At 72.8% G+C, this 20,376-nt stretch carries 17 protein-coding genes; 14 read left to right on the top strand and 3 right to left on the bottom strand.

Features of this window, described 5'->3' with window-relative positions:
• Positions 1-8: 8 nt before the first annotated feature.
• Together speB and cs1 are read left to right on the top strand one after the other, a co-directional pair.
• Positions 9-911, top strand: a complete 903-nt coding sequence (speB, locus tag OO54_RS05330; protein WP_051786752.1) for an agmatinase — start codon at positions 9-11, stop codon at positions 909-911.
• 1 nt (position 912) lies between these two features.
• The gene (cs1, locus tag OO54_RS05335) at positions 913-1,890 is read left to right on the top strand and encodes a clavaminate synthase Cs1 (RefSeq protein WP_033201690.1); all 978 of its coding nucleotides are present in this window, start codon (positions 913-915) and stop codon (positions 1,888-1,890) included.
• A gap of 93 nt (positions 1,891-1,983) precedes the next feature.
• Here cs1 and OO54_RS05340 read toward each other — a convergent pair whose 3' ends face one another.
• Together OO54_RS05340 and OO54_RS05345 are read right to left on the bottom strand one after the other, a co-directional pair.
• Positions 1,984-3,273: an MFS transporter gene (locus tag OO54_RS05340; RefSeq protein ID WP_051786728.1), complete on the bottom strand. Its 1,290-nt coding sequence runs from the start codon at positions 3,271-3,273 to the stop codon at positions 1,984-1,986.
• Complete coding sequence (locus OO54_RS05345) at positions 3,270-4,166, bottom strand: AfsR/SARP family transcriptional regulator (RefSeq protein ID WP_051786729.1); 897 nt, start codon at positions 4,164-4,166, stop codon at positions 3,270-3,272. Before OO54_RS05345 ends, OO54_RS05340 begins: the two co-directional genes overlap by 4 nt.
• 798 nt (positions 4,167-4,964) lie before the next feature.
• Here OO54_RS05345 and OO54_RS05350 point away from each other — a divergent pair.
• The 10 genes from OO54_RS05350 to OO54_RS05395 all read left to right on the top strand — a co-directional run bounded on the left by OO54_RS05350 (position 4,965) and on the right by OO54_RS05395 (position 16,538).
• Positions 4,965-5,867, top strand: coding sequence for an MBL fold metallo-hydrolase (locus OO54_RS05350; RefSeq protein ID WP_078905058.1), 903 nt, complete (start codon positions 4,965-4,967; stop codon positions 5,865-5,867).
• A 349-nt stretch (positions 5,868-6,216) separates the two neighbouring features.
• Complete coding sequence (locus OO54_RS05355; RefSeq protein ID WP_063738251.1) at positions 6,217-7,515, top strand: MFS transporter; 1,299 nt, start codon at positions 6,217-6,219, stop codon at positions 7,513-7,515.
• Entirely contained in the window at positions 7,512-8,492 is a 981-nt protein-coding gene (locus OO54_RS05360; RefSeq protein ID WP_033201691.1) for an ATP-grasp domain-containing protein, read from the top strand. Before OO54_RS05355 ends, OO54_RS05360 begins: the two co-directional genes overlap by 4 nt.
• A gap of 248 nt (positions 8,493-8,740) precedes the next feature.
• Positions 8,741-9,952 carry an MFS transporter gene (locus OO54_RS05365; protein ID WP_033201692.1) on the top strand — a complete coding sequence of 404 codons (1,212 nt, stop codon included), beginning with the start codon at positions 8,741-8,743 and terminating at the stop codon, positions 9,950-9,952.
• Positions 9,953-10,014: 62 nt separating this feature from the next.
• Positions 10,015-10,437, top strand: a complete 423-nt coding sequence (locus OO54_RS05370; RefSeq protein ID WP_033201693.1) for a GlcG/HbpS family heme-binding protein — start codon at positions 10,015-10,017, stop codon at positions 10,435-10,437.
• A 52-nt stretch (positions 10,438-10,489) separates the two neighbouring features.
• Positions 10,490-11,320 (top strand): aldo/keto reductase, encoded by an 831-nt coding sequence (locus OO54_RS05375; RefSeq protein WP_033201694.1) that lies wholly within the window; start codon positions 10,490-10,492, stop codon positions 11,318-11,320.
• A gap of 555 nt (positions 11,321-11,875) precedes the next feature.
• Positions 11,876-12,370, top strand: a complete 495-nt coding sequence (locus OO54_RS05380; protein WP_033201695.1) for a DUF6643 family protein — start codon at positions 11,876-11,878, stop codon at positions 12,368-12,370.
• Positions 12,371-12,423: 53 nt separating this feature from the next.
• Positions 12,424-13,248, top strand: coding sequence for an MOSC domain-containing protein (locus OO54_RS05385; RefSeq protein WP_033201696.1), 825 nt, complete (start codon positions 12,424-12,426; stop codon positions 13,246-13,248).
• 79 nt (positions 13,249-13,327) lie between these two features.
• Positions 13,328-13,936 (top strand): Rv1733c family protein, encoded by a 609-nt coding sequence (locus OO54_RS05390; protein WP_033201697.1) that lies wholly within the window; start codon positions 13,328-13,330, stop codon positions 13,934-13,936.
• A gap of 196 nt (positions 13,937-14,132) precedes the next feature.
• Positions 14,133-16,538: a right-handed parallel beta-helix repeat-containing protein gene (locus tag OO54_RS05395; protein ID WP_033201698.1), complete on the top strand. Its 2,406-nt coding sequence runs from the start codon at positions 14,133-14,135 to the stop codon at positions 16,536-16,538.
• On the opposite strand, the gene OO54_RS05400 is transcribed toward OO54_RS05395, so the two are convergent.
• Entirely contained in the window at positions 16,508-18,913 is a 2,406-nt protein-coding gene (locus OO54_RS05400; protein WP_033201699.1) for a hypothetical protein, read from the bottom strand. The genes OO54_RS05395 and OO54_RS05400 overlap by 31 nt on opposite strands.
• A gap of 134 nt (positions 18,914-19,047) precedes the next feature.
• On the opposite strand from OO54_RS05400, the gene OO54_RS05405 reads away from it, so the two are divergent.
• Positions 19,048-19,875, top strand: coding sequence for a DeoR/GlpR family DNA-binding transcription regulator (locus OO54_RS05405; RefSeq protein ID WP_033201700.1), 828 nt, complete (start codon positions 19,048-19,050; stop codon positions 19,873-19,875).
• The gene (locus OO54_RS05410; protein WP_033201701.1) at positions 19,872-20,309 is read left to right on the top strand and encodes an SRPBCC family protein; all 438 of its coding nucleotides are present in this window, start codon (positions 19,872-19,874) and stop codon (positions 20,307-20,309) included. Before OO54_RS05405 ends, OO54_RS05410 begins: the two co-directional genes overlap by 4 nt.
• The last annotated feature ends 67 nt before the right edge of the window (positions 20,310-20,376 follow it).

Consider the following 20,376-nt stretch of genomic DNA (forward strand, 5'->3'; position numbering starts at 1 on the left):
CCACGTTCATGCGGCTTCCGCACGATCCGGCGCCCCGGGGGGCCGACGTCGTGGTGATCGGAGCGCCCTACGACGGCGGCACCAGCTACCGTCCCGGCGCGCGATTCGGCCCGCAGCAGATCCGCACCGAATCCGGGCTCATCCACGGCGTCGGCATCGACCGCGGCCCCGGCGTCTTCGACCTGATCAGGGTGGTCGACGGCGGTGACATCGACCTGACGCCGTTCAACCAGCACATCGCCATCCAGACGGCGCAGGAGCGCCTGTCCGCGCTGCTCGCGGACAACTCGGCCTTCCTCATGCTCGGCGGCGACCACTCGCTCACGCTGTCGGCGCTGCGCGCCGTGCACGGCCGCCACGGACCGGTGGCCGTGCTCCACCTGGACGCCCATTCGGACACCAACCCCGCCATGATCGGTGGGGAGTTCCACCACGGGACGCCGTTCCGACACGGCATCGACGAAGGGCTGATCCAGGCGGACGCCATGATCCAGCTCGGCATCCGCGGGCACAATCCCAAGCCCGACAGCCTCGACTACGCACGCGGTCACGGGGTGCGCATCGTCACCGCGGACGAGTTCGCCGAGCTGGGCGTGAAGGCCACGGCGGACCTGATCAAGGAACGGCTCGGAGACCGCCCGGTGTACGTCTCGGTGGACATCGACGTCTTCGACCCCGCGTTCGCCCCGGGCACGGGCACTCCGGCCCCGGGCGGCCCGACCAGCCGGGAGGTGCTCGCCCTGCTGCGCACGGTCGGTGAGCTGAACCCGGTCGGATTCGACGTGATGGAGGTGTCGCCCGTGTACGACCACGCCGGCATCACCAGCCTGCTGGCCACCGAAGTCAGTGCGGAGCTGCTCTTCCAGTACGCCCGCGCGCATCAGACGAAGAAGAGGGAAGAGGAGAGTTAGCATGGCCATTCTGGACGTGACCGAGCACCAGGACCTTCTGCTGTCGCTGACGTCGCGGCTTCCCGCCGTGCCCCGTCAGGACCTGTACGGCTTCCTGGACGCGGCGCACAAGCTCGCACAGGAGCTGCCGTACGAGGTCAGCGACACGCTGGACGCCTTCAACCAGGTCGGCAACGAAGACGGCTACCTGCTGCTGCGCGGGCTTCCGGTCGAGCCGGAGGACGAGCTGCCCACGACGCCGACGAGCACCCCGGCGCCCGTCGAGCGGGGCCGCCTCAACATGGAGGCGTTCCTCGCGATCATCGGCCGGCGCCTCGGCCTGCACACCGGGTACGCGGAACTGCGTTCGGGGACGGTCTACCACGACGTGTACCCCTCGCCGGGCGCGCACCACCTGTCGTCGGAGACCAGCGAGACCCTCTTGGAGTTCCACACCGAGATGGCCTACCACACGCTGCAGCCCAACTACGTGCTGCTGGCGTGCTCCAGGGCCGACCACGAGCGCAAGGCCCAGACGCTGGTGGGCTCGATACGCAAGGCCCTCCGGCTCCTGGACAAGGAGACGATCGACCGGCTCTACGACGCGAAGCAGCCCTGCGAGGTCGACGTGGCGTTCCGCGGCGGGATCGAGGACCCGGGGGCCATCGCCAAGGTGAAGCCGCTGTACGGTCCCCAGGACGACCCGCTCCTGGGCTACGACCGCGAGTTGCTCAAGCCCCACGAAGGCGCGGACGCCGAGGCCGTGGCGAAGCTGTCCCAGGCGCTCGACGATGTCACCGAGGGTGTCTTCCTGACGCCGGGAGACCTCCTGATCATCGACAACTTCCGCACCACGCACGCGCGTACGCCGTTCTCGCCGCGCTGGGACGGCAAGGACCGCTGGCTGCACCGGGTGTACATCCGCACCAACTCCCAGGGGCAGCTCCCCACCGGGGGCGAGCGCGCGGGTGACGTCATCACCTTCACCCCGCGCCGGTAGTCCGGCACGCAGGACGTCCCGTCCGGGGCAGGCCGCGCCTGCCCCGGACGGGACTCCGCCGGGTGAGTCCGGCCCCTCGCTCCGGCGGCTCGGTCAGGAGCCGCTGGGTGCGGGCGTCGCGCCGGCGATCGCCGTGGCCGACGTCCGGTGCAGGCTCAGCATTCCGAGGGACAGCGCCACCGTCATGGCCGTGAGCAGCCACCACAGACCGGCGGCCGTGTGGGTGAGGAGGAAGGCCACCAGCAGCGGCACGATGGCCAGCGAGAGGCCGACGAGCACCTGGTTGAAGGCCTGGTAGACCCCGATCTCGCGTTCGGGAGCGAGCTTCACGAGCAGGACCGACAACGCCTGCGTGGCCAGGATCTCCCCCAGCGTGTAGATCGACACTCCCAGGAGCAGCAGCGGAAGCAGTGCCGCGAAGGAGAGCACGCCCGCCAGGCCGAGCACCGCGAGCAGGGCGGCGTGCAGCACGCTGCCGAGCGCGATGACGCGCAGCGGCGCCCGTCCTTCGACGCGCCCGGTGATGGGGAGCTGGAACAGCACCATCAGCACGGTGTTCACGGCGAAGACCAGCCCCACCGTCCAGCTGGGTGCGCGCAACTCCTCGATCAGATAGACCGGAAGCCCCACCTCGGTGGCGACGATGACCGTGATGAGCGCGAAGTTCGCCAGGGCGAGCCGCAGGAAGAGCCCGTCGCGCCAGGGGCCCCCGGTTCTCCCGGTCTTCTGGGAGCTCGCCGGCCGCACCGCCGCGAGGGGCAGGTACAGCAACGCCGCCAGGGCGAAGCTCGCCGCGTTCAGCAGACCCATCACGGTGTAACCCGAACCGTCGTCGACGCCCACGAACACGAATCCCGCCAGCAGGCCGCCGAAGCCCATGCCGAGGTTGAACGACACCCGCGTCAGGGCGAGCCAGAGGCCGACCTCCTCCGCGGGGGCGGTCCCGGCGGCGAGCACCGGCATGGAGATCTGTTCGGCGCGCTGCGCCACCGCGGCGACCACCGCGAGGGCGATGAAGGTCGCGATGTGGTGGATGAAGAGGTATCCCACGAAGACGCCCGCCCGCACGAGCGCGGCCACGATCAGCACGGTCCTCGGTCCCCAGCGCTGCACCAGCCGCCCCACCATGAAGACGGCGGGCAGGGCGATCAGGGTGGCGGCCGTCAGGCCGGCGCCCACGGTGGTGAGCGAGAGGTCCGTGACGGCGACGAAGAACAACAGCTGGTACGGGTAGAAGAATCCGGTGCCTATCGCGTTGACCAGGGCAGCGGTGCCGAACCAGCCGACCCCTTCGCCCCGGGGGATCGATCGGGGGCGCTTCGCCTCCCCCGTGCCCGAGGGGGGCACCCGTGCGCTGTCGTCGGTCTTGCGCCCGGTGCTCACAGCGGATCTCCTCCGGAAAACGACGACGCGTGCGCGGACAGCGCCGCGTGCAAGGGTGGCTGACTTGCCGCCGGGCGTGGTGTTAGCCTGCTGTCCTGACAGAGAATCGCCTGCGCCAGTGTGCGCAATCCGGGCCCTGGGTCGATCCCCAGCTCGTCCGCGAGTGTCTGTCGCACGCCGTGGAAGACCTCCAGGGCATCCGCCTGGCGGCCCGAGCGGTAGAGCGCGAGCATGAGGTCGGCGTGGAGACTCTCTCGTAACGGGTAGTTGTCGACCAGCTCGAAGAGTTCGGGAATCACCTCTTCGTGCCGCCCCAGCTGCAGTTCGAGGGATGCCCGGTACTGCAGCGCGACGATGTGTTCCTCGTCGAGGCGGGTGGACCAGCTGCGCAGGCCCTGATGGGTGAGGTCCGCGAGGGCGGGACCGCGCCACAACTCGTGTGCGGAGCGCACCAGTCGGGCCGCTTCGTCGAGCCGGCCGCGCCGGTGCATGGCGCGGGCCTCGGCGACCTTCGCCCGGTAGCTCGCCACGTCGACCGAGCACACGTCGCCGTTCAGCCGGTATCCGGTGGCACACGACTGGACGACGTCCGCCGGGGCTCCGGCGTTGATGAGGGTCGTCCGGAGCATCCAGATGCCGGTCTGCACCTGCCCCATGACGGTTCTCGGGGGCTTGTCGAACCACACGGACTTGATCAGATGGCCGGCGGCGACGACGCGTCCCGCCTGAAGCGCCAGCGCGGCCAGGATCCCCCGCTGCCGGTGGCCGGGCACGGTCACGAGGTCCGATCCGACCCTGACTTCGAGCGGTCCCAACACGGCGATGCGAACAGGCCGGGATGTGCCGTCCCCGACATCCCTGACTTCTGTCCTGTCTCTGTCATCGGTGAACATCCTGAGACCCTTCACGTCGTGACGCGCGTCGACTGCCGGTCGAACTGTGCGTGAGAAGTAGACGGAAGGTGCGAGGGGCGTGTCAATGGACGCCCGGACCAGCGCATTGATTGGCTGATTTCGTTCAGAGACGATCAGCCCCCGCGCGGGACTCCGGATGCCGGACACCGCACACACGAGAGCGAACGGTCTGCCGCGGGAGCGGGCCGTGCCTGCCGACGTCACGAAGCCGGCGGGCGCGGCCCCCTCCACGCGCCGGGCCGGGCCGTCGTCGCGAGCGCGTGGCGAACACGGCGTTGCCGGCGTGATCGCGCAACGCCCGCCGAGCTGCGCCCCGCTGGACGGTCGGACGCGCCGGTCACCCGCGTCCGAGACGCGACTCGGCCAAGCGGCATATGCCAGGAGATAGTGCACTTCGCTCCCGAGAACGCTCGCGGGCGCGGGGAGGCCACCAATCCGGATTGCCTGCCATCGCGGGCGGCAAGGCGACGTCGCACCTTCGAGGAGACGCGCGGCCTGCTCCGTACGCCCTCCGCAGAGACGCCGAACGTCTCGACGGCGGCCCTCGCGGCCGCCGACCGCGCGCCTCCGCGGCTCCGCTTTCCCACCGGAACGGGCGGCGTGAGGCGCAGCATCGTTTGAGCCACCCGACCTGACGACCTATGGCGTCGAGGCACGACCGGACCCATGGGGGCGCGGCTCCCCGCCTCGCCGTACAGCCCATATGACCGGAATGAACGACTGCGCCCCATAATCTGGGTACCTCCCTGGTCGCCGTACGTCACCGATGGAGGGTGCATGTTCCTGCAGTGGCTCGGGGTCGCGGGCTGGGAAATCCGCTGTGGGGATGCCGGGTTGCTCTTCGATCCCTACCTGAGCCGCATGCCCTTCCAGGCGTCCGACGGATCGCTCGACCCGTCCCTGCCCCTGCGGTGGGACCGGAAGGCCGTCGCGTCCGTGGCCGATCGCCACCTCTCGGGCCCTCCCGATCTGATCCTGCTCAGCCACGGCCACTTCGACCACGTGGCGGACGTACCGCAGCTGCTGGCCCGTCGCGAATGGTCCGGCCACCGCATCCGCACGCTCTGCGACGAGACGTCCCACCACCTCCTCGCCGCCATGGGCACCCCGGACGCCCGGCTGGCCGACGTGATCCGGGTCCGGGGCGGGGAGCACCTCCGGTTCCCCGGCTTCACCGTCGAGGTGCTGCGCAGTCTGCACAGCCAGTTCGCCGACCACGGCTACTTCGCACCCGGGACACTCGTCCGCCGACCTCGGGCACCGCGGACGATCGGGGACCTGGTCGAGGGCCTGACCCTGGCCTACGTGGTCTCCTTCGACGACGGACCGTCGGTGTACCTCTCCGGCACGAGCAATCTCGCCGAGCGGGAACTCACCGGCTCGCGACCGGATGTCGCCCTCGTCGGCATGACCTCGCACAGCGCCGTCCACCGGTACCTGGACCGACTGCAGAGCGCCTTGGGCGAGCCGGCGGTCCTGGTGCCGAGTCACCACGACGACATGGTCTCCCCGCTCCTCCTGACGGACGAAGCGCGGCGCGCGGGCGGCAGCCCCGGGCGGTCGGCCGCGGCGCTCGCGCTGGAGGAAGCGGCCGCGGAGCGCGGAGCGCACGGAACGAGGGTCGTCGACCCCACTCCGCTGCGACCGTTCGAGCTGACCACTCCCGACAGAGTGAAGTGACGCATCGTCAGATCCCTGTGACAGTCGACGCCTCGTACCGAGACGGTTCCCCGTGCGGTCTCCCGTCGAGCGCGCCGACGGGTCGGCGGAGCCGCGCCGTGGCACACCCCCGCCGCCGCGACGCGCTCCGAACGGCCTCTTGCCGGGCTCTTCGCCTGCTCTCCCTTCGGCGGGGCCGAGGCGGGGCACGTCACTCGGCCCAGGGCGGTGACCTGCACGGACGTCTGGAGCGGCGCTGCGGCCGGCTCGCGGGAGCGTTGCGGGGGACGTGCGGAGCGCATAGCTTCTGCACGTCCTGAGGCCTCCCGCTCCACGACGCCCGACGCCCAGACGACTTCACGGCGGTGCCATGCAGCTCAGCAAGTTCCGCGGCGGCGTGACCCGGACGACCGGAACGCCCGGGCGATTCGCGGGTCTTCGCCGGTTGTTGTGGGCGCAGTCGCTCAGCCAGGGCGGTTTCGTGGTGCTCAACCTCGCGATGCCGCTGCTCGCCGCGACCAGCCTGCACGCCACTCCCTTTCAGGTGAGCCTGGTCGCCGCCTCGCAGACCGTCGCCTTCCTGCTGATCGGACTGCCCGTCGGCGTGTGGGTCGACCGGATGCGCAAACGGCCGATCATGATCGTGGCCGACCTCGCCCGGGCGGTGGCGCTCGGCGCGGTACCCGTGCTGTGGGCGCTGGACGCGCTCACCGTCGCCCATCTGTGCGCGGTGGCGTTCGTGATCGGTGTCGCCACCGTGTTCTTCGATGTCGCCGACCAGAGCTATCTGCCCCATCTGGTCGGCTCCGAAGGGCTGGTGACGGCCAACGCGCGCCTCGTCGTCGTGGACCAGACGGCCGCCGTGGCCGGTCCGGGGATCGCCGGTCTGATCGTGCAGGCGGTCACGGCGCCCGCGGCCGTGCTGGTGTCGGCGGTCGCCTACGTGGGGTCGGCCCTCTGCGTGGCCCGCATCAAGGACCCGCACCCCGAACCGGTGGACCGGACGCCGCGCGACCGCCTCGGGCGTTCGATCCTGCAGGGCATCCGATACCTGTGGGGTCACCCGGTGCTCCGCTGGCTGCTGGCCTGCTCCACGACCATGACCTTCTTCTGGAGCATGGGCTACGGCATGCTCCTGGTCCTGCTGGCACAGGACCTGGGGGTGCCGGCCGTCACCCTCGGGCTGCTGTTCACGGCGGGAGGCGTGGGAGGCCTGTGCGCGACCGCGGTCGTCCGGCGCGTCGTCGATCGGCTCGGTGACGGCCGGGCCGTCGTCCTGAGCGTGACCCTGGCCGCTCCGTGCACCCTGCTGGCGGGATTCGCGGGCTCCGGAGCACGGCTCGCGTTCGTGGTCTGTGCGCAGTTCGCCTTCGCGGCGGGACTGGTCGTCTACAACGTCGCCCAGGTGAGCTACCGCCAACGAACGGTGCCCACAAACCTGTTGGGCCGCGTCAACGCGACCGTCCGCTTCTTCGCCTGGGGCGCGCGACCCCTCGGCGTGGTCCTGGGCGGAGTCCTCGCCGAGTTCTACGGCACCCGGTCCGCCGTCTGGGCGGGAGCCGCCGGGACGGCCCTCGCCTCGCTCTGGCTCCTCTGTACCCCCCTTCGCGGCATGCGCGTGCTCGCGCAGCCCTCGTCCGAGTCGTCCGTCACCAAGGAAGCGCTGTGAACGACAACTTCACCGACCCTTCCACGCCGCCGAGACTGGTGTGGATCACCTCCCCCGACAACTACGACCCGCGGGTGCAGGAGCGGCTGCGGCGCGAGGGCTCCGAGCGCGTCGACATGCTGCGCGCGGCGGGCTTCGACGTGCGCATCGCCCACTCCTGCGACATCGTCCCCGTCTGGAACGGTTCGCCGCGCCTCCTCTGGCAGAAGGAGGACCTGCTCGCGGAGTACGCGGGATTCCTCGTCACCTCCTGGTCCTGGGACCCGGCCATCGCCCGGCACCTCGAGGCCATCACCCGGACCATCCGGGCATCCGACTGCCCCCTCCTCACGGACGGGACCCTGGACCCCGAGGTCCTCGGCCTCGACAAGCTGGCGATGTACCACCACGCGGCCGCGCTGGGAGCCCCCGTGCTGCCGACCGTGTCGGTCCCCTTCGGGCGCTACGCCCGGCGCGCCCTGGACGCCGTGCACACGGAGCTGCCGGACGGACCGTACGTCGTGAAGCCGCGCTCCATGGCCATGGGCTTCGGCGTGCTCAAGGCCGACACGACCCAGCACCTCTCCTCGGCGATCGACCTGCTGACGCCCGGCGGTCTCGGCTGCCTCATCCAGCCCCACGTGCCCAACGACGGCGACGTGCGGGTGTACGTGCACGAAGGCAAGGTCATCGCCGCCCTGCTGCGCGAGCCGGACGACGAGGCCTACCTGGCCAACGTGAGTCAGGGAGGAAGCGGTTCCGGCTACGAGCCGCCGGCCGAGGTGGTCGAGCTCAGCGAGCGGCTGGCCCGCAGCCTGGAATCCGACTACCTGTGCGTGGACTGGCTGGTCACCGAGAACGGCTACGTGTTCAACGAGTGGATGACCGTCTCCGCCGCCTACGAGGACCTGCCCGACCGGGACCGCCGGCGCGTCGCCGACGCACTCGTGCGGTACATCCGTCACCGCCTCGACGCGGGGGCGCCTCGCCCGCGCTGACCCCCGTCGCGTGGAGCGACGCTCCGAGCACACGCAGCACCGACCGACCCCGGCATCGCGCCGGGGTCGGTCTCTTTTTCGCCCACGGGGCCCGCGCCGGCTCCATGGCGGAGCGACCCTCTCCCCCGCACGGGATCACCAGCACCCCGACCGCGCCAGTTATCTGCGTTTGCACTTATCGCGCGTCTGCAATTATTGTGGGAGCTCGCTAGGAGCTCACTCAAGCAAACCAAGGAAGGGTCGGGCTCATGCCTCTCGCACTCATCGCCCTGGCCGTCGGGGCCTTCGGGATCGGCACCACGGAATTCGTGATCATGGGCCTGCTGCCCGAGATCGCCGCCGACTACGGCGTCACCATCCCCACGGCGGGCCTGCTGGTCACCGGTTACGCGCTCGGCGTCGTCATCGGCGCGCCGGTGCTGACCGTGCTCGGCAACAAGGTGAGCCGCAAGCGGATGCTCATGGTGCTGATGGGCCTGTTCGTGCTCGGCAACGTGGTCTCGGCCCTGGCCCCGTCCTTCGGGGTGATGCTGGCCGGGCGCGTGGTCGCCTCGCTCGCGCACGGCTCGTTCTTCGGCATCGGGTCCGTCGTCGCCGCCGGCCTGGTCGCGCCGGACAAGAAGGCCGGCGCCATCGCCACCATGTTCACCGGGCTGACGATCGCCAACATCGTGGGCGTGCCGCTCGGCACCTTCATCGGGCAGGCGGTCGGCTGGCGCACCACCTTCGCCGTCGTCGCCGCGCTCGGCGTGGTCGGCCTGCTCGGCATCGCCCGCCTCGTGCCGGCCATGCCCCGCCCGGAGGGCGCCCGCCTGCGCGGGGAGCTGACCGCGTTCCGCAACCCGCAGGTGCTGCTCGCGATGGCGATGACCGTCCTCGGCTTCGGCGGGGTCTTCGCCGCCATCACCTACATCGCGCCGATGATGACCGAGGTGACCGGGTACTCCGAGGGCGCCGTCACCTGGCTGCTGGTCCTCTTCGGGGTCGGCATGTTCCTCGGCAACCTCCTCGGCGGGCGGTACGCCGACCGTGCCCTGATGCCCCTGCTGTACGCCACCCTCGGCGGGCTCGCGGTCGTCCTGGCGCTGTTCCCCGTGCTCGCGCACGACAAGATCCTCGCGGCCGTCGCCATCCTGCTGGTCGGCGCGCTCGGCTTCGCCACCGTGCCGCCCCTGCAGAAGCGCGTGCTGGACCAGGCGCACGGGGCGCCGACGCTGGCCTCCGCCGTCAACATCGGCGCCTTCAACCTCGGCAACGCGCTGGCCGCCTGGCTGGGCGGACTCGTCATCGCCGCCGGCTTCGGCTACACCTCCCCGAACTGGGTCGGCGCCGCCCTCGCCGCCGCCGCCCTGGGCCTCGCGTTCTGGTCCGCGGCCCTGGAGCGCCGTCCCCCCGCCGCTCCCACCGCGGACACCGCCGACGGGGACGCCGCCGCCGTCCGCACCCCCGTACTCCACTGAGCTCCCCTCCCCCGGCCCGTCCCCCCGACCCGCACCCGCACCCCACTTCCAGGAGAAGCGCCATGAGCACGACCACCCTCACCCCGCTGACCACCGCCGACGCCGAGACGCTGATCTCCGCCGCGCGGAACGCGGCCGAGGCCGCCGGAGTGACGGTCAGCGTCACCGTCCTCGACGCCGGCGGGCACCTGCTGGCCTTCCGCCGGGACGACCGGGCGGTCCTGATATCGGGCGAGACCAGCACCCGCAAGGCGTACACCGCGCTCCAGCTCGACGCCCCGACCACCGACCTGGTCGACCTGGTCAAGCCCGACGGCCCCTTCCACACCCTCACCACCGCCCTCGACCGGCCGCTGCTCTTCATCGCCGGCGGCGTCCCCGTCCACCGCGACGGCCGTCTCGTGGGCGCCATCGGGGTCGGCGGCGGCGCCCCCGACCAGGACGACTCCTTCGCCCGCGCCGCGCTCGCGGAACTGTCCCGATGACCCGCACCCCTCGCACCGAGTCCCCGCGCACCACACAAGGAAGCACCGCACCATGGCTCCCTCCACCGTCCCCACCGTCACGCTGAACAACGGCGTCGAGATCCCCCAGCTCGGCTTCGGCGTCTTCCAGGTCCCCGACGACGAGACGGCCGCCGCCGTCACCGCCGCGCTCGAGACCGGCTACCGCAGCATCGACACCGCCGCCGTCTACGGCAACGAGACGGGCGTCGGCCGCGCGCTGGCCGCGTCCGGGCTGCCCCGCGACGAACTCTTCGTCACCACCAAGCTGTGGAACGCGGACCAGGGGTACGACGCCACGCTCCGCGCGTTCGACGCCGGCCTCGCCAAGCTCGGCCTCGACCACGTCGACCTGTACCTGATCCACTGGCCGACGCCCGCCCGCGACCTGTACCGCGAGTCCTGGCGGGCCCTGGAGCGCCTCGCCGGCGAAGGGTGCGTCCGCGCCGCCGGTGTCTCCAACTTCCAGCCCGGCCACCTGCGGCGCCTGACGGAGGACGCGACGCTCACCCCCGCCGTCAACCAGATCGAGCTGCACCCCGGTCTGCAGCAGGCCGAGCTGCGCGCCTTCCACGCCGAGCGCGGGATCGTCACCGAGGCGTGGAGCCCGCTCGCCCAGGGCGCCGTCCTCGGCGAGCGCGCCATCGCCGACCTGGCCGCCCGCCACGGCAAGTCCCCCGCCCAGGTCGTGCTGCGCTGGCACCTCCAGCTCGGCAACGTCGTCATCCCCAAGTCGGTCACTCCGGCGCGCATCCGGGAGAACTTCGACGTCTTCGACTTCGCACTGACCGACGAGGAGATGCGGACCGTGTCCGCACTCGACCGCGGCATGCGCACCGGCCCGCACCCGGACGAGCTCGACTGAACCACCGCGCTCCCCACCCCGCGGGGCTCCGCCCCGGGCAGAACGCCCGGCGCGGGGCCCCGTGCCCGTCGCCCGGCCCCCTTCCGCCGAGCCGGTAAGCACGGGCAAAGCGGAGAAGCGGGGATCGGGCACTCTCTAATGGGAGTTGGGCGCCAGGGGGACAGAACACGGGGTCGGGACGCGGCGGCGCAGTGGATTGCCGATTTTCCGAGCGGGCATTCACCTGCGTCTAAACACGATTTTCTGTTACTCCTCGAAGAAGGCGGTGTGAAGGATGTGGATGTCGTCCCGAGAACCGGTGAACGGCGGCGCCGCCCTCGTTCGGTCCGGGGTCGCCGGGCGCTCGGAGTCCCGTTTCCGGCGAATGCCGAGCAGGTGTCGCCCTTTGTAGCGCGTCCGTCACTTCTCGTTGACCGGCGAACCCCCTGGAAACCGCGATGTTAACGCGTTCTTTAACGAGGTTTTGGCAGGTCAGGCGGACAAAACCAGCGTAAATCGGATGACCGCAAGAAGGGGGCTCCCCAACCAGCACATCGTGGGCTTAACTTATGTGCCATGACCTCCCCCCGCTCCACCTATGGAGGCGGTTACTACACCGCGCCGTCCTTCCCGGACACCCCGATCTACGACTCCCTGGTCGCGGAGCGGGGCACGCCTCAGATCGCCCCGATCCGAGTGCCCGCCGCCTACGACACCGGCAGCAGCTTCTCCGGAGGCGGCTCTTACCTGCCGGCGCTCCCCGCGGCCCTGCCCGCCCTGCCGGCGGCGCCCAGCCCGCACCCCGCCCCCTCGTACGGCGGCGGTTACGGCTACCCCCAGCCCTCGCCGCAGATGGCCCCCGTACCCCTGCAGCACGCGCCGACCCCGTACATCCCGCAGCAGCCGGTGGCCCCGCGCGGCTACCAGACGGGCTCGTACCCGCAGCAGGCCCGCCAGGCCCCCGCGGGATACGAGGCGATGCGTCCGGCGGCACCCCGGCCCGCGCCGGTCCCGGCCCCCGCGCCCTACGACGACCCGTACAACCGTCCCTACCAGGGCGGGGGTTACTGACCGGCTCCGGGCACCGGCCGATGTCGGGCCGGAGCGGCTGGCAGGATGACGTCATGTCCAATCCTGTTCTCCGCTCCGTCCACGTCCACCCGGTGAAGGCCATGCGCGCGCTGGCGCTCACGGAGGCCGAGGTACAACCCTGGGGGCTGGCCGGGGACCGCCGCTGGGCCGTCGTCGACGCCACGGGCAAGGTCGTGACCCAGCGCCGTCACCCCCGGATGGCACTGGCCACCGCCGGGCTGTCGCCCGATGGCGCGATCACGCTGTCCGCGCCCGGCCACCCGCCGCTGACGGTCGAGGTCCCGCACCCCTCGGCCACGGTCACGGTGGAGATCTTCGACAAGTACGTGGAGGCGGTGCCGGCCGGCGCCGCGGCCGCCGCCTGGCTGTCGGCGTACCTGGAGTGCGAGGCCACCCTCGTGCACATGGACGCGCCCGAACACCGGCGCCCGGTCGATCCCGCGTACGCGCTGCCCGGCGAGACGGTGAGCTTCGCCGACGGGTATCCCCTGCTCGTCGCCGCCGCGTCCTCGCTCGACGCGCTCAACTCCCTCATCGCGCAGGGCGACCACGCCGACGAGGGTCCGCTGCCGATGAACCGGTTCCGGCCGAACCTCGTGATCGAGGGGACCGCGCCCTGGGCGGAGGACGGCTGGACGCGGCTCGCGGTCGGCGAGGTCACCTTCCGCGTCGCCCGGCCCTGCGGCCGCTGCGTCGTCACCACGACGAACCAGCTCACCGCCGCGCGGGGCAAGGAGCCCCTGTGGACCCTCGCCCGGCACCGCAAGAACGACGGCCGGGTGATCTTCGGCCAGAACCTCGTCCCCGAGCACACCGGCACGGTCCGGGTCGGCGACGCCGTGAAGATCATCGACTGAGTCGGCCGTCCGACAGGCGGGGAAACCTCCCCCGGGGCACACTCGTTGGAGCAGCGGCGAACAACGAGGGGGTTCCGACGTGCGCGCAGCCACCGGAGTCTGGCGCTGGCGGCACAATCCCCTGCGGCGGACCACGGACCTCGTCGAGGCGTGGCTGGCGTTCGCCGCCGTCGTCCTGCTCTGCGTCGCGGTGCCGCTGACCGGCTGGACCGCCGGCTCCTCCGCGTACGGTTCGCTCCAGCGCGCGGTCCGTACCCAGCAGGAACAGCGGGTGCCGACCACCGCCCGGGTGGTGCGCCCGGCCGACGGGCCCGCCACCGGTCCGCGGACCGCCGACGCGGCCGGGGAGGACCGGCTGCGCCGCTCCGTGGTGGCCCGCTGGACCGCCCCCGACGGCTCGGCCCGTACGGGAACGGTGACGACGGCCCGGCGGCACTCTGCGCCCGGCGACACCTTCCCGCTCTGGACGGACCGCGACGGGCACCAGGTGGCGCCGCCCATGCGGGCGGGCACGGCCCGCGCGCACGCGGCGGTCGCCGGTCTGATGGCCGCGCTCCTCGTCGGCCTCCTGGTGGAGGCCGCCCGCCGCCTCGCGGTGCGCCGCCTGACGCTCACCCGGTACGCCCGCCTCGACCGCGCGTGGGCGGCGGCCGGCCCCGACTGGGGTCGCACGGGCACCGGCAGCTGAACCCCCGCCGGGCGGCGGGGGCGCGGTGGCGAACGGTTTCCGAACGGGCCGACCGACCCCGACCGTCCCGGACCGCTGCCGACCGTGCCCGACCACCTCGGACCGGCCCCACGACCCGTCAGCCCCGTGCCGCCGCGCGCGCTACGGTGGGGCATCGGATCAGCGGCGAGGCATGAGGCGGGGGCAGGACACACCCATGGCACAGGGCACGGTCCAGGTGACGCACACCGGCACATCGCGGTGGCGGCGCCGCACGGGTGAGTACCCCTCCCTCGCCGCCGCCCTGGAGGCCGCGGGCGACGGCGACGTCCTCACCGTCGCGCCCGGCACGTACCGGGAGAACCTCGTGGTGCGGCGGGCCGTCACACTGCGCGGCCCCGAGGGCGGGGTCGGTTCGGTGCGGATCGCGCCGCCGGACGGGGTGCCGCTGACGCTGCGCGCCTCCGTCACGGTGCAGGACCTGCACATCGAGGGGCAGGACGTGGCCGCGCCCGCGCTGCTGATCGAGGACGGCACGCCCGAACTGCTCGATCTGCGGATCATGACCCGCTCGGCCGCCGGGATCGAGGTGCGGGGCGCCTCCCGGCCGACGGCACGGCGCTGCACGATCGACAACCCGGCCGGCGTCGGCATCGCCGTGCTCGACGGGGCGGGCGGGGTGTTCGAGGAGTGCGAGGTGGTCTCCGCCGGGCAGGCGGGCGTCTCGGTGCGCGGCGGGGCCCATCCGCGCCTGGAGCGCTGCCGGATCCACCACGCCTCGGGGGCCGGGATCGCCGTCACCGGCGAGGGCAGCGGCCTGGAGGGCGTCGGCTGCGAGGTGTACGAGATCAAGGGCGCCGGCCTCCAGATCGCGGCCCGCGCCGCGGCCCACCTCACGGACTCCTCGGTGCACCGCACGTCGGGGGACGGCATCACGCTCGACACCGACGCGGTGCTCACGCTCTCGGACTGCGACATCCACGACGTCCCGGAGAACGCGGTGGACCTGCGGTCCCGCTCGGTCCTCACGCTGACCCGCTCGACCGTCCGCCGCTTCGGCCGCAACGGCCTGTCGGTGTGGGATCCGGGGACCCGGGTGGACGCCAACCAGTGCGAGATCCACGACAGCACGGGCGACTACCCGGCGGTGTGGGTGAGCGACGGGGCGACCGCGGTCCTGGACGCCTGCCGGGTGCACGACGTGCCGGACGCCCTGTTCGTCCTCGACCGCGGGTCGCGGGTGGACGTCGTCGACAGCGACCTGTCGCAGGTGCGGAACACGGCGGTGTCGGTGAGCGACGGGGCGACCGCCCAGCTCGACGACTGCCGGATCCGGGAGGCCTCCACGGGTGCCTGGTTCCGGGACCACGGCAGCGGCGGGACCCTCAGCGGCTGCACGATCGACGCCGTGCAGACCGGGGTCATCGTCACCAAGGGCGCCGACCCCACGATCGACCGGTGCACGGTCACCTCGCCCGCCGAGGCCGGTTTCTACGTGTCGGCGGAGGGCCGGGGCTCCTTCCACGGCTGCCGGGTGACGGGCAGCGGCGGATACGGCTTCCACGTCACGGACGGCTGCCGGACCGTGCTGCGCAAGTGCCGTACGGAAAGGTGCGCGCGCGGCGGTTACGAGTTCCCGGAGGAGGGTGCCAGCGCCGAGGAGTGCACCAGCGACGAGAGCGCGGTCCGTTCCTCCGTACCGGACGGCGGCACGGTCCTGACGGCCACGCAGTCGCCGGGGCTGCTCGGGACGGTGCCCGTGCCGCGCGCTCAGCCGCCGGCCGCGGCACCCGCGGAGCCCGCGCCGGAGGCGCGCTCGTCGCAGGACGTGCTGGGGGAGCTGGACGCCCTGGTGGGTCTGGACAGCGTCAAGCTGGAGGTGCGGACCCTCACCAACATGATCGAGGTGGGGCGCAGGCGCCAGGAGGCGGGGCTCAAGGCGGCCTCGGTCCGCCGCCATCTGGTCTTCACCGGGAACCCGGGCACGGGCAAGACGACGGTGGCCCGCTTGTACGGCGCGATCCTCCACTCGCTCGGTGTCCTGGAGCGCGGGCATCTGGTGGAGGTCTCCCGGGTGGACCTGGTCGGCGAGCACATCGGCTCGACCGCGATCCGTACGCAGGAGGCCTTCGACCGGGCGCGCGGCGGCGTGCTGTTCGTCGACGAGGCGTACGCGCTGTCGCCCGAGGACTCGGGGCGGGACTTCGGCCGGGAGGCGATCGACACCCTGGTGAAGCTGATGGAGGACCACCGGGACGCGGTGGTGGTCATCGTCGCCGGGTACACGGCGGAGATGGAGCGGTTCCTCACCGTCAACCCGGGTGTGGCGTCCCGTTTCTCACGGACGATCACCTTCGGCGACTACGACCCGGACGAGCTCCTGCGGATCGTGGGCCAGCAGGCGGACGAGCACGAGTACCGGCTCGCCGAGGGCACGGACGAGGCGCTGCTCGCGTACTTCACGAAGCTGCCCAAGGGGCCGGCGTTCGGCAACGGCCGCACGGCGCGGCAGACGTTCGAGTCGATGGTGGAGCGGCACGCGGGCCGGGTCGCCGCGCTCGCCGACGCGAGCACGGACGACCTGACGCTGCTCTACCCGGACGACCTGCCCGAACTCCCCTGATCCGACGCCTCGTTCGTCCCGCGCTGATGGGGCAGGGCGGGCGGCAGCCGGTCGAGGAGCGCCGCGCGCCGCTCGGCGAACGCCGGGTCGGCCTGGTAGTCGGAGTGCCCCAGGATCGGTTCCGGCAGGGGATGGCGGCGGGTGCGGCCGTAGGCGACCGGGTCGAGGAGGACCGCCGCGTCGACGGCGGGGCGGCCGTCCTCGGCGGGCACCCGGACGGGGCCGCCGATGGGGTCGGTGGCGCGGTGGAGGTTGCTCCAGCAGTGCACCGTGCGGTGCAGGGCGCGGAGCGCCTCGGGGCCGAAGTAGGCGGGGAACCAGCGTCCGTAGAGCCGCTCCAGGGGTGACCCGTACGTGAGCAGCGCGACCCGGCCCCGGGTGGCGGGCGGCAGCTGCCAGACGGCGGCCGCGGCGAGCACGCTGCCCTGTGAGTGGCCCGAGATCACGAGGCGGCCGCCGGTGCTCCCGGTCCAGGAGCTCATCCGCCAGGTGAGGTCGGGGACGGCCCGTTCGGCGTAGCAGGGCGGCGCGAACGGGTGGGCCGCGCGCGGCCAGAAGGTGCCGACGTCCCAGAGGATGCCGATCGTGCGGCGCGCCGAGGCGTCCCGGTAGGCGCGCCGGCCCCAGGTGACGAAGAGCAGGAAGCCGAAGCCGATCATCCAGGAGCCGAGTGCCTGGGTCGCGGAGGCGAGGGAGGCGATCGCGGGATGTGCCCCGTCGAAGGCCCGGCCGGGTACGTTGCCGCTGGCCCAGGCGCCGGCGACGGAGGCGGCCCCGAGGAGCAGGGTGGCGCCCGAGACGACGCCGACGAGGACCGGTGCGGAGTCGGTGAGCCCCGCGCGGGCCCGGCCGGACGCGATCTGTCCGGTGCGGACCGGGTCGCGCTCGGCGGCCGCCGCGTAGTCGTCCTCGACCGCCTGCCGCAGCCGCCGGGCGGTGAGCACGGTCCGTACGGCGAGGAGGGCCGCCGGGACGAGCAGCAGCAGGAGCAGGAGGGGGATGACGGACGCCTGCCAGCTGAGGAGCACGGGCGGCCCGATCCGGGGCCCTTCGCCCATGCCGGGGGTGGCCGGGCCGTCGAGCCAGTCGGCGACGCGCTGCGCCACCCCGCCGGACATCACTCCGGCGAGCGCGCAGGCGAGCATGGCGACGGCGGGGCCGCCGAGTCCGCGCAGGGCGGTCCGGGGGTCGCGGCGGGGGCGCTGGAGGAGCAGGGCGACCACGCCGAGGGCGACGACCAGGCCGCCTTGGACGAGGGTGAGGGCGCCGAACACGGCGTCGCCCGGAAGGGTCCCGGTGGAGGCCCAGCCGGGCCGGGACCAGCCGGTGTGCAGGGCCGCCAGCACGAGCAGGACCAGGGAGACGCCCGGCAGCCAGGAGACCACGGCGTGCTCGACGCGCAGGTCGAGCCGGCTCTCGCTGCGCCCCCGGCGGCAGACGACCCAGACGACGAGGACGGCGAGCACGGCGACGGCGGCCCGGAGGACCCAGCCGAGGAACGGGCGCGGTCCCGGCGCCCCCGCGTCATGGCGGGCGGTGGCCGAGGCGAGAGCGGCCGCGACGGTCAGGAAGCCGGCGGCGGTGTGGGCGGCCCTGAGGCGGGCGACGAGCCGGCGGCCGTACCAGAAGCCGGGGCGGCCGAGAGCGGGCCTGAGCTCGACCGGTGTCGGCGCGGTCTCCGCGCCCTCGCCGCTGTCGGCGGTCTCGGTGTCGGCCCGCGGTTCCGGCACGGGCGCGTCGTAGCCGGTGGGCGGGCGCTGGGCCTCGTAGGCGCTCCAGGTCCGGTTGGAGAGGTACCAGAGGAGGCCGACGAGGACGACGGGCACCAGGGCCGCGAGGACCAGGCGCCGGCCCGGCACGGACCACCAGCCGCCGCGCCCGGCGGACAGGAAGCCGAGCCAGGAGTGCGCGTCGGCGCAGGTGGCGGTCCCCGCGCACTGCCACGCCGTGAGGTCGAGCGCGACCTCGCAGGCCGCGGCGGTGAGCAGCACGGTGAGGGTGAGGGCGACGAGCCGGACGAGGACGCCGTAGAGCCGGACGAGCCCGGGTCTGTTCCGGGCCGGAGGGCGCATCCAGTGCGCCAGGTTGGCCACCATGAACGGCAGGAGCAGCAGCCAGAGCGCGCGGGCGCCGTCGCCCGAGGTCAGGTTGGACCAGCAGTACGCCTCCGGGACGGGGCGGGCCGCGTACCGCTCCGGGTGGTCCTCGGCGTCGAGGTCCACGCCGCGCCGGTACACGGCGGCGGTCCGGTCCCCGGTGATCCGTACGGTCCTGGGGTCGTCGAGCATGTCCTCGGGGGTGGCTCCGCCGACTCCGTGGACGAGGAGTTCGAGCGCCGCGCCCCCGCTCTCCGGGGCGGGTGTGGCAGGGGACACTGAGGCGACTTCCTCTCGGAGTGGGAAGATGCGACGTCGGCAACAGGATCGCGGACGGTCGTGCGACTGCGCACCGTCTCTCACCGAATCCGACACCCATCCTCTTGTCTTCTGCGGAAGGACCGGCCCCGGCGGTGACTGACAACCAGAACCTCCTCGCGGAGCAGCGGCGCGCCCTGATCCTCGACGAGGTCCGGCGGCGCGGCGGTGTCCGGGTCAACGAGCTGACCCGGCGGCTGAACGTCTCGGACATGACGATCCGTCGCGACCTGGACGCCCTGGCGCGTCAGGGCATGGTGGCGAAGGTGCACGGCGGGGCCGTGCCGGTCGTCGAGGCGAGCACCCACGAGCCGGGGTTCGCGGCCAAGTCGGTGCTCGAACCGAGCGCCAAGGACGACATCGCGCGGGCGGCGGCGGCCCTGGTCGCCCCGGGCACGGCGATCGCGCTGTCCGGTGGCACGACCACCTTCGCCCTGGCCCGGCACCTGCTCGACGTGCCGGACCTGACGGTGGTGACGAACTCCGTGCGGGTGGCGGACGTCTTCCACGAGGCGCAGTCGGCGGGTGCCGGCGGCGAGTCGCGGCGCGGGGCCGCGACGGTGGTCCTGACCGGTGGCGTGCGCACGCCCTCCGACGCCCTCGTGGGTCCCGTCGCCGACCGGGCGGTCCGGTCGCTCCACTTCGACCTGTTGTTCCTCGGCGTGCACGGCGTGTCGGTGGAGGCGGGTCTGTCGACGCCGAACCTGGCGGAGGCGGAGACCAACCGCTGTCTGATGCGTTCGGCGCGCCGGGTCGTCCTCGTCGCCGACCACACCAAGTGGGGCACGGTCGGCCTCAGTTCGTTCGGCGACCTCGGCGAGGTCGACACCTGGGTCACGGACCGGGGCCTGCCCGCCGAGGTGCGCGCCGAGGTGGCGGAGCATCTGCCGGGCGTCGTGGTGGCCGGCGAGGAACCTGCGTGAGCCTGTTCCGGATCGAGCGGACGGTGCCCCTCGCGCCGGAGGAGGTGTGGCGCCGGCTGACGGACTGGCCGGCGCACGGCCGCCAGGTGCCGCTGACCCGGACGAGGGTGCTGACGCCGGGGCCGAACGGGTTGGGGACGCGGTTCGCCGCGCGGACGGGCGTCGGCCGGCTGTCCTTCGACGACCCGATGGAGGTCGTGCGCTGGGAGCCGCCGGCCCCGGGCGTGCCCGGGGCGTGCCGGCTGGCGAAGTCCGGTCGCGTCGTCCTGGGTTGGGCGCTGGTCGAGGTCGCGGAGGCGCCCGCCGGGTGCCGGGTGGTGTGGACGGAGGAGCTGGCGGTGCGGGGAGTGCCGCGGTTCTTCGATCCGGTACTGGGCCGGGCCGGGCGGGTGTTGTTCGGCCGGGCCCTGGACGCCCTGCTGCGGACTGCCTGAGGCGTCGGCCACACCGCCTTCCCCTTTGCCGCTGACATTCCGTCAGCTAGGGTGCTCTTCCGTTTTC

This window comes from Streptomyces wedmorensis, assembly GCF_000716445.1.
GTDB lineage: Bacteria > Actinomycetota > Actinomycetes > Streptomycetales > Streptomycetaceae > Streptomyces > Streptomyces wedmorensis.